Annotated in this window: 9 protein-coding genes; 5 read left to right on the top strand and 4 right to left on the bottom strand. The window is 66.7% G+C overall.

What is annotated here, in order from left to right:
• The first annotated feature begins 81 nt into the window (after positions 1-81).
• Complete coding sequence (locus V6M48_RS11245; RefSeq protein WP_332812633.1) at positions 82-426, top strand: hypothetical protein; 345 nt, start codon at positions 82-84, stop codon at positions 424-426.
• A gap of 253 nt (positions 427-679) precedes the next feature.
• On the opposite strand, the gene V6M48_RS11240 is transcribed toward V6M48_RS11245, so the two are convergent.
• The 4 genes from V6M48_RS11240 to V6M48_RS11225 form a co-directional block, all read right to left on the bottom strand.
• Positions 680-1,495 carry a hydrolase 1, exosortase A system-associated gene (locus V6M48_RS11240; protein ID WP_332812632.1) on the bottom strand — a complete coding sequence of 272 codons (816 nt, stop codon included), beginning with the start codon at positions 1,493-1,495 and terminating at the stop codon, positions 680-682.
• Positions 1,480-2,178, bottom strand: coding sequence for a hypothetical protein (locus V6M48_RS11235; protein WP_332812631.1), 699 nt, complete (start codon positions 2,176-2,178; stop codon positions 1,480-1,482). Before V6M48_RS11235 ends, V6M48_RS11240 begins: the two co-directional genes overlap by 16 nt.
• The gene (locus tag V6M48_RS11230) at positions 2,175-2,453 is read right to left on the bottom strand and encodes an acyl carrier protein (RefSeq protein WP_332812630.1); all 279 of its coding nucleotides are present in this window, start codon (positions 2,451-2,453) and stop codon (positions 2,175-2,177) included. Before V6M48_RS11230 ends, V6M48_RS11235 begins: the two co-directional genes overlap by 4 nt.
• A gap of 67 nt (positions 2,454-2,520) precedes the next feature.
• A complete protein-coding gene (locus V6M48_RS11225; RefSeq protein ID WP_332812629.1) occupies positions 2,521-3,528 on the bottom strand; it encodes a GNAT family N-acetyltransferase in 1,008 nt (335 codons plus the stop codon).
• 40 nt (positions 3,529-3,568) lie between these two features.
• Here V6M48_RS11225 and V6M48_RS11220 point away from each other — a divergent pair, with 40 nt between their 5' ends.
• The 4 genes from V6M48_RS11220 (at position 3,569) to V6M48_RS11205 (ending at position 8,803) form a co-directional block, all read left to right on the top strand.
• Positions 3,569-5,110 (top strand): acyl-CoA ligase (AMP-forming), exosortase A system-associated, encoded by a 1,542-nt coding sequence (locus tag V6M48_RS11220; RefSeq protein ID WP_332812628.1) that lies wholly within the window; start codon positions 3,569-3,571, stop codon positions 5,108-5,110.
• Between the two features lie 8 nt (positions 5,111-5,118).
• On the top strand, positions 5,119-6,345 hold the full coding sequence (locus V6M48_RS11215; protein ID WP_332812634.1) for a pyridoxal-dependent decarboxylase, exosortase A system-associated: 1,227 nt from the start codon (positions 5,119-5,121) through the stop codon (positions 6,343-6,345).
• A gap of 224 nt (positions 6,346-6,569) precedes the next feature.
• A complete protein-coding gene (locus V6M48_RS11210) occupies positions 6,570-7,217 on the top strand; it encodes an XrtA/PEP-CTERM system exopolysaccharide export protein (RefSeq protein WP_332812627.1) in 648 nt (215 codons plus the stop codon).
• A gap of 47 nt (positions 7,218-7,264) precedes the next feature.
• Positions 7,265-8,803, top strand: coding sequence for an XrtA system polysaccharide chain length determinant (locus tag V6M48_RS11205; RefSeq protein ID WP_332812626.1), 1,539 nt, complete (start codon positions 7,265-7,267; stop codon positions 8,801-8,803).
• Positions 8,804-8,945 lie beyond the last annotated feature (142 nt).

The following is an 8,945-nucleotide window of genomic DNA, read 5'->3' as shown; positions in this document are numbered from 1 at the left end:
TCGGCCTCGATGCGAACAACCTATTGAGGCTCCACAGCTAGACCTTGGCGGCGCATCTGTGCCGTTTTCAGGAGTTTGCAAATGGGGCCACTTTTTTCGGGCGTGCTGATGCTGATCCTTGGAGGCAGCCTTAGTATCGTCATTTTCGTAGTTGCTGTAATTCTCAACTATAGGAGCCTATTACCACGATCAACGATGGGGCTTGCCCGGTTTGCCATCCTAACTTCGGCATCATTTTGGATAGGTGGCGGTGCCTGCGGAATCGTGGTTGCATTACTTGCAGATAAATCTGGAACTCTTGAAACTCAGACTGAGGTGTTGATCTTCTTGGGGGCATCCTTCCTCGGAGGTCTGACGATCGCGGTGCTGGTTAGCCGTATGTGCTGGAAATCGACTGCAGGCTCGCGAGCTCACAAATCCGGATGAATCCGGGGACACAATACTTAATTCAAGGTTTGACGCTCGTGCCGAGGCTGCCATCTTCCACGAATTAGGTATTGTGTCCCCGAATTACCGTAATGTCGCCGGAGCGCTCAGCTACCGGCGGCAGATGCCGTGGAATTGAGGGCTCATTGAGTCTGCGGGAAGGCGCACGAATTCGGGGACACAATACCTAATTCATTTCGGAGCTGGCGCGAGACTGCCATCTTGCCGGGTCCTCGCCGTACCGGCGAGTGCGTCAAGCCGCTCCAGCTTCCATCCGCCGCAGCGCGGTCAGCACCGCCGCGGCAAGCGTTTCGGGGTCGCCTGGCCGGGCGAAAGTGTGCGAGTCCGTCTCGAGCTGGGTGACATGGCGTTCGAACGTCCCGAAATGCTTGGCGAAGTCCGTCGAGTTCCAGACGTGCGCCGCCGCCACCGCGGTTGCGTCGTGGCGGGCGAGGATCAGCTCGACCGGGAGCGAGGCACGGCGCAGCGCCTCGCCAACGTCGGTCGCGAGCGAGGAGGGCGGTTCCGGCCTGGCAATCTTCAGCAGGCCTCTCAGCAGCTTGCCGTAAGAGACTGATCCTCCAAGAAGTCTTTTCCAGCCCTCGATGCTCATCAGACGCTGACGGTAATGGTGGCGGATCGCTGCGGGGGCAGGCGCGCCGGCTTCGGCCTCGACCAGCCAGGGGTTGACCAGGATCAGGCCGGCGAGACCCGCGGCAGCGCCGAACAAGCCAAGGCTGGTGGCGCCGTCGCAAAGGCCGAAGCCGATGATCCGGTCGACGTGCGGGCAATGCTCGCGCAACCCTGCCGCGGCAGCGGCGATGTCGGGGCTGTTGGCGCGAAAGTCCGGGTCCTCGCCGTCGCTGTCGCCGACCCCGCGCCGGTCGAAGCGAAGGCAGGAATAATGGTTTTGCGCCAGGCTTCTCGCCAGCCGCTCGAACATGCGGTGCGAACCGATCCTGGTCTGGCTGCCCCCGGTGACGATCAGCACGCCGGTGCGGCCTTCCGCCTCGTCGAGGCTGGCGCCAAGCTGGCTGCCCTCGCAGCTGACGATCAGGAGGCGTCGCATTGCGCGATCCAGGCGGCGAGGTCGTCGGCGAGCGCCGCGGCAAGCTCGGGTGAGCTTGCCGGTTCCGAGCGGCGCCAGAGCGCAGGCCCGTCGAGCTTGAAGTCGGCATCGCCGCGGTCGCTGGCAAGCCGCACGACGCGCAGCGGCTCGAGCGGCGCAGGAATGGCCGTGGCGAGCGTATCGAGCAGCGTCTCGCCGAGGCGGTAGCCGGCCAGATCGAGCCCGGGCGCCCCGTCCTGCGGCGCGACCAGGCTCGAGCGAAGCAGGTCGCGGCTCAGCGAGGCGCCGTCCGCCGGCGCGAAGCGCCAGCGACAATCGGTTTCGACGGCATCGTCGAGCAGGGCTCCGCCGCGCAGGCTCGCAACCGCGGGGCTGCGGCCCGCCTCGAGCGCAACCGCCGCGGCAGCGTCGCTGACGGCATCGCGCCAGTCCTCCCAGCCGATCTCGTCGAGCGCGCGCTCGCTCTCACCGGTGCCGGGGAGATCGGGCAGCCAGCAGCAATAGCCGCGCGGCGCAAGCGCTCGCATCGTCGCCGCGAGCAAGGCGCGGGTCCGGTTCATCTCTTCGAACAAGGGGGGCACGAACAGCAATGGCCGCGCCTCGCGGGCGCCGATGCGCATCAGCCATTCGTCACAATTTCGGGTCGAGTAGCGATCATAGCCAAGATCGCCGCCTGCGGTCACCTCAGCGCCTTCGCCTTCGCGAAGGTCAGCAACGCACCATAATTTTCGAGCATGTCGGCGTCGACCTCGTCATCCTCGATCACGATCCCGAGCCTTTCCTCGAGCTCGGTCAGCAGGCCTGCGACCGCCATCGAGTCGAATTCGGGCAGCGCGCCGAACAGCGGGCTCTTGTCGTTGAATGCGTTCACCCGCTCGCGCGGGAGGCCGAGCACGTCGATCAGCACCGCTCTCAGCGTTTCATCGACGTCGCCCGCATCAGTCAGCGCCACAAACATTCCCCTGCATCTATTCCGACCCCCGGATCGGTCGCTTCGAGCCCGAGGCCGACCGAAGGCGCCCGCTCTAGTGGCTCCGGAGACGGCGGACAAGCGCGGAAGCCCCGGCGCGGGCCGCCCCGGCCAGCCCGGCAAGGGTCGAAGGATTGAACGCTCGCATCGTCATCAGCGGCTCGCTGCGCTCCATCCAGTCGGCCTTGTAGCCGTCGTCGCCGGTGCCGAAGTCGATCCGGCGCACCTGGTCGACGTCGAGCGCGTGGCGGAACATCTCGACGCTGAGCACAGTCCCGGGCGAGAGCTCGCGCGCTGTTGCGGCGTAGGCGAGCTTGTGGATCGTCGCGACCCGGTCCTCGACCAGCCAGAGCTGCGCCGCAATCGGCTCGCCGTCGCGCTTGGCGATGCCGAGGCGAAGCGTGCCGGCCTCACCTTCCTGCTCGGCGAGCGCGCGGAGGAATGCGGGCGAGCCTTCGGCGGGCTTCCAGCTTGCCTGATAGACATGCTCGTAATCGGCCCAGGCCGCGGCATCGAAATGACGGTGGATAGCAATGTCGAGCGCCGCCGCCTTGGCCTTCCGCTTGGCGGTGTTGCGCAGCCGCGACGAACGCGTCGCCCAATAAGCGGCGAAATCCATCCCTTCGGTATCGATCTGCCACGAGACGCTCGCCGGCCGCGTGAAGGTCAGCCATCCCGCCGCACGGAAGGCAGCCGGCAGCGGATCCGCCGCCTCGAGCGGATAGAGCTCGACCCGCGCAAGCGCGGGCTTTCGCCGCCGCAGCGCCGCGGGGAGCGCGTTCATCGCCTCGCCGCTGTCGGCGACCGCGGAAGCGCGCAGGCTGTACCAATTGGCGTAGGAGCGGGCCTGATTTCCGTTCAGAACCAGGAACATCCAGGCCTTTGCTCCCATCGCTTGCGCACGCAGCGCGAGCAGGCGGCCTTCGGCCGGCGTGTGGCGCTCGATCAGCCGGAACCAGGCGAGCCGCTCGAACAAAGAAGCGCGCGCGGCGCGGCCGAGCGCACCCGCCGCGTCGTGCTCGACGGCGTCCAGATCATCGAACAGTTCCACCTCGACCGGCATCGCGCTATTCCCGCTCGTGCTTTGACCCGTCCGTCCAGGAGTGAAGGTGGAACTCGATCCCACGCCGAAACCTCTCGATCATCTGACTCTGAAGGGCGATTCTAGCGCGCTTGCATTGATCGATCGTGAAGGCCCGCTCGATTATGCGGGCCTCGAACGGCAGGTCGGCGCCTTGGCGGCAGGCCTGGCGCGGCACGGCCTGGGTGCCGGCGCGAGGATCGCAAGCTGGCTGCCCAAGACGCGGCTGACCTGTCTGCTCCCGCTCGCCTGCGCGCGCGCCGGGCTGGTCCACGTCCCGATCAACCCTTTGCTCAAGCACGCGCAGGTCGCGCACATATTGGCCGACAGCGGCGCGGCGATGTTTATCACCGGCGCGGCGCGCGCGGCGACGCTCGAGCCCGGCGATCTGCCGCCGACTTGCGCTCTGCTGCTCGAGGAAGAGCGGGCGGCGCTGCTTGCCACCCCCGACGGGCTTCCCGCCTCGAGCCACGATCCCGACGCCTTGGCGGCCCTGCTTTACACCTCGGGCTCGACCGGAAGGCCCAAGGGCGTGATGCTCAGCCACGCCAATATGTGGCTCGGCGCGGTCAGCGTTGCCCATTATCTCGGCCTCGAGCCCGCGGACCGGACCCTGGCGGTGCTGCCGTTGAGCTTCGACTATGGCCAGAACCAATTGCTTGCGAGCTGGGCTGCGGGGAGCTGCGTGATCCCGCTCGATTATCTTTCCGCACGCGACGTGATCCGTGCTGTGGGGCGTCATGACGTCACTACCCTCGCGGGCGTGCCGCCCTTGTGGGTCCAGCTGATCGAGGCGGAATGGCCCGCTGACGCCGCCCTGAGCCTTCGCCGCCTCACCAATTCCGGTGGCCGGCTGCCGGCCTCGATGGTCCGCCGGATGCGCGAGCTCTTCCCGGCCGCCGACGTCTATCTGATGTACGGCCTCACCGAGGCGTTCCGCTCGACCTACCTCCACCCGGCGCTGGCCGACGCGCATCCCGATTCGATCGGCACCGCCATTCCCTTCGCGGAAATCATGGTCGCAAGGCCGGACGGGACGATTACCGCCGACGACGAGGCCGGCGAGCTGGTCCATGCCGGGCCGCTGGTGGCCAAGGGTTATTGGAACGATCCGGCGCGCACCGCCGAGCGTTTCAAGCCGGCGCCGCCGAGTGCGCTCGCCGGCGGCATCGCCGTCTGGTCGGGGGACAGAGTCCGCCGCGATGCCGAAGGGCTGCTCTATTTCGTCGGCCGGGACGATGCGATGATCAAGACCTCGGGCAATCGAGTCAGCCCGACCGAGGTCGAGGAAGCGGCGATCGCGAGCGGACTGGTCGCCGAGGCCGTCGCGCTTGGGATCCCCGACGATCGCGTCGGCGAGGCGATCCTGCTCGTCGCGCGGCCCGGCGGGAATGCGCCCCTGGGCAATGGCGCTGCCGGCCGCGACGATGCGCTTCGCGCCTATCTCAAGCGCGAGTTACCGAATTTTATGCAGCCGGCGTCTATCGTCTGGCGTGACGAGCTGCCGCGCAATCCGAACGGCAAGCTCGATCGCGAAAGGCTGAAGAGCGAGATGATGGCGTGAGCAAGCCGATGGGCGCGATACCGGCAGATTTTGCCGGCGACGGCGACGTGCTGACGATCGGCGGCCGGCGGGTCGACGCGCTCGTCGCCGAAGCGGGAAGCACGCCGTTGTTCGTCTATGATCTCGATCTGATCGCTCGGCGGATCGCTCGCTTCAGGGCGGCGATGCCGGCAGCGGTGAAACTTCATTATGCAATGAAAGCAAATCCCTATCCGGAATTGCTGGAGTATATTGCGAAGCGTGTCGACGGGCTCGATGTCGCCTCTGGCCGCGAGATGCTGGCCGCGCTGCGGGCTGGCGGCAAAGGCGCGACGATCTCGATTGCAGGCCCGGGCAAACGCTCAGGCGAGCTTTCGGCGGCGATCGAAGCCGGCGTGACGATCAACGTCGAGTCCGAAGGCGAGGCGCAACGCGCGATCGCGATCGGCGAGCAGCTCGGCCTCCGCCCCAGGCTGGCGGTGCGGGTCAATCCCGATTTCGAGATCCGCGGCTCGGGCATGCGCATGGGCGGGGGCGCCAAGCCGTTCGGCGTCGATGCCGAAAGAGTGCCCGATCTGGTGCGCAGGATCATAGAGTCCGGCGCCCAATGGCGCGGTTTCCATATCTATGTCGGGTCGCAGGCGCTCAGCGCCGAGGCGCTGATCGATGCGCAACGGGCGACGATCGAGCTCGCCGGCAGCCTTGCCAAGGCGATCGGTGCGTCTCCGCCGCTGGTCAACCTCGGCGGCGGCTTCGGCATCCCCTATTTCGCCGGCGAGCAGCCGCTCGACGTCGAGCAAGTGGCGACGGCGCTCGCCGCGGCGCTCGAAGGGCGAGACGCGATGCTTCGAAACTCCGAGTTCGCGATCGAGCTCGGCCGCTGGCTGGTCGGCGAATGCGGCGTCTATCTGACGACAATCGTCGATCGCAAGCTCAGCCACGGCAAAATCTTCCTGGTCACCGATGGCGGCATGCATCACCAGCTCGCCGCGAGCGGCAACTTCGGCCAGGTGGTGCGGCGCAATTATCCGGTCGCGATCGCGACCCGCTGGAGCGAGCCCGCGAGCGAGGAAGCGAGCATCGTCGGCTGCCTGTGCACGCCGCTCGACCGGCTGGCCGATGACGTCATGATACCAACGGCCGCGGTTGGCGACCTGGTCGCGGTGTTCATGGCCGGTGCCTACGGCCTCACGGCAAGCCCCCAGGCGTTCCTCGACCAGCAGCCTGCGCTCGAAATGGCGGTCGGCGGCGGTTGAGCAAAGCGCGCAGCGGCGATGCTCCGGCCGGCGCGATTAACGCCGTAATTACGGATAATTAACCCCTTCGCAGGCGCCGGTCCCAAAGCGGGACGCGTCCCAAATAGCGCTTGTTCCTAACCGTAATTTTACCTCTTTCGCCGATAGCCATGCCAAGAGTGCGCGCTCGCTGGCCATCCCGGCTTCCCGTTGCGCGCGGCGTCTGAGTGCAAGGAGATTGGTGGATGCGCGGATCTGTGACGTTCAAGCTGGTTCTGATCGCCGCGATCGGCAGCTTCGGGCTGACTGGCTGCGCCTCCACCGCGCGGAGCGGCAAGATGCTGCCGCCTGCGACCTACCTCAGCGAGGAAAGCGCTCCCGGCGAAGATTATATGATCGGCGCGCTCGACGAGCTCACCGTGTTCGTGTGGCGCAACCCGGAGCTTGGCGCCAAGGTCCAGGTCCGGCCGGACGGGCGGATCACCACGCCTTTGATCAGCGATCTCCAGGCCGCGGGCAAGACGCCGGCGCAGCTCGCCGAGAACATCAAGGGCAAGCTCACCCAATATATCGAAGACCCGCTCGTCTCGGTGATGGTCGACAAGTTCCAGGGCACCTTCTCGCAGCAGATCCGCGTCGTCGGCGCGACCGAGAAGCCGGCCTCCTTGCCCTATCGGGCGAACATGACCCTGCTCGACGCGATGATCGCGGTCGGCGGGCTTTCGCAATATGCGGCGGGCGACCGCGCCCGGCTGATCCGCCAGGACAAGGCGACCGGCAAGCAAGCGCAATATGACCTCAAGATCGCGCGGCTGCTCAAGAAAGGCGACATCGGCGCCAATGTTCGGCTCGAGCCCGGCGACGTCATCATCATCCCCGAAAGCATGTTCTGACCTGCCGGCCGCCAACCAACCCATCTCCCAAGGATTGAACCGACGCGATGAACAGCCTTTACGACGAATTCCGGGTGGCGCTGCACAGCGTCTGGACGCGCCGGTGGCTGGTGCTGGCGGTCGCGTGGGGCATCTGCATCCTCGGCTGGCTGGCGATCGCGTCGATCCCCAATCGCTATGACAGCCGCGCGCGGCTGCTCGTCGACACCAATGAAATCCTTCCCGACGAAGCGGGCGGCGGCGGGCGCCCCCAGATCGACCAGATCCGCGAAACGCTGACCAGTGCGCGCAACATGGAAAAGGTCGCCGCGACCACCGGCCTGCTGCCCGCCGGCGCGAACGAGCGCGAAAAGGCGGGCGCGGTCGGGATGTTGCAAAAGAGCATCAAGATCATCCCGCAGCAGGACAATATCTTCGAAATCACGTCGAGCGTCGGGGTCGGCAGCCTGTCGGACGCCGACAATGCCAAGCTTGCGTCGGGCGTGCTCGACAGCCTGATCACCGTGTTCCGCGACGACCAGCTGCGCGGTGGCCGGATGAATGCGCGCGAGGGCCTGAAATTCCTCGATGCCCAGATCGCCGACCGCGAAAAGGCGTTGCGCGAGGTCGAAGCGCGCCGCGGCGCGTTCGAGGCGCAGAATATCGGCCTGATCCCTGGCGGTTCGGGCTCGCCGGCGCAGCGCATCGACGCCGCGCGCGCCGAACTCAGCCAGATCGATTCGCAGCTCATTTCGGCGCAGGCGCAGCTTGCGGCCGCCAATGGCCAGCTTTCCTCGACCCCGGCGACGATCAACGTGCCGGGGCTCAATGCCACCGGCGGCGGTGTCGCGCGCCAGCAGCTTGCCGGCGCGCAGAACGAGCTGTCGTCGATGCGCGCGCGCGGCCTGACCGATGCGCACCCCGATGTCATCGCATTGAAGAGCCAGATCGCGTCGCTGAAAGCCATGGCCGACCGCGAAGGCACGGGCGCCGGCGGTGGCGGCAATTCGCAGAATCCGGCCTATGCCTCGCTCGCCGCGATGCGCGCCGAACGCCAAGCGACGGTCAGTGCGCTGTCGGCGCGCAAGGCGCAACTGACCGGCGACATCACGCGCATCACGTCGCAGCAGATCCAGAACCCCGGCATCGCCGCCGAATATGACCGGATCAACGGCGAATATACCGCGTTCAAGGCGCAATATGACAAGCTGCTCACCCAGCGCGAGCAGGTCCGCATGCGCGGCGAGGTGCAGACCGGAACCGATGCGATCAAGATCGAATTGCTCGATCCGCCGTCGAAGCCGACCAGCCCCGCGGCGCCCAACCGGCCGCTGTTCCTGACGCTCGTGCTGCTCGCCGGGATCGGCGGCGGCATCGGCGTCGCCTTCGGCCTTGGCCAGGTGCGCACCAGCTATGCGACCGCGAGCAAGCTCGAACGCGCGAGCGGCCTGCCGGTGATCGGCTCGATCACCGAGGTGATAACGCCCGAACGCCATGTCGAACGGCGCAAGAAGCTCGTCTGGCTGGCGAGCGGCGGGGGCGCGCTGGTCGGCCTCTATGCCTTGCTGCTGGTCGCCGAATTTATCCAGCGCGGCATGGTTGCGTGACGGGGGACGATGACATGAACGATCAACGCAAAGTCAAGCGCCCGCCCTCGCTCCTCGAACGCGCAGCCGACATGTTCGGCCTCGATCCCGCGGCCAATGCGCCGACGATCGACGTCTCGAACCTGCCGCCCGAGCCCGTCAG

It is taken from the genome of Sphingomonas sp., assembly GCF_036677245.1.
Lineage (GTDB): Bacteria > Pseudomonadota > Alphaproteobacteria > Sphingomonadales > Sphingomonadaceae > Allosphingosinicella.
This window is presented reverse-complemented; position numbering and strand designations above follow the sequence as displayed.